The following is a 623-nucleotide window of genomic DNA, read 5'->3' on the forward strand; positions in this document are numbered from 1 at the left end:
CGCTCAGTAACCTCCTGGAAATCCGTGTATTGAAGACGATACTTCATCCCGCCCAGCTCTTCCGCTCCACTCACGCCAGGAATAGAACGCAACTCCTCTACCGGCGGGGCGGCAACCAGCGTCACTACCAACGTGTTCGGGATGATGTAATTATCGAACTCGTCCACCGTTCCGGCGAAAACAAGGTTCCCCTGCTCGATCATTCGGATGTAGTCGCAAGTCGCCTGAACTTCTGACAAGATATGCGTCGACAACACTACGGTGCGATCCTCCGCGATCTCCTTGATCAGGTGACGGATCTCAACGATCTGGTTCGGGTCCAGACCGTTCGTCGGCTCGTCCAAAACCACGAACTCCGGGTTGTGGATGATCGCCTGCGCTATACCCACCCGCTGTTGATAACCGCCAGAGAGGTTACGGATCAAACGTTTGTTGAAATGACTGATACCGCACTTGCCCATAACCGCCTTCACGGCCGTCGATATCTCGCTGTCCGGGACATGACGCAAGCCCGCGCAATACTCCAGGTACTCCGTCACCGTCAAATCCGGGTGCAAGGGCGGCGTCTGCGGCAAAAAGCCGATATGCCGTTTCGCCTCTACAGGGTTCTCCCGGATACTCAC

The 623-nt window shown here is 56.0% G+C and carries 1 protein-coding gene; it reads right to left on the reverse strand.

Going from position 1 to position 623, the window contains the following annotated elements:
- The coding region (locus tag DMB45_RS14595) for an ABC transporter ATP-binding protein (RefSeq protein WP_110688881.1) at nt 1-623 on the reverse strand (623 nt) is incomplete at both ends.

The organism is Sanguibacteroides justesenii (assembly GCF_003204205.1).
Lineage (GTDB): Bacteria > Bacteroidota > Bacteroidia > Bacteroidales > Marinifilaceae > Gabonibacter > Gabonibacter massiliensis.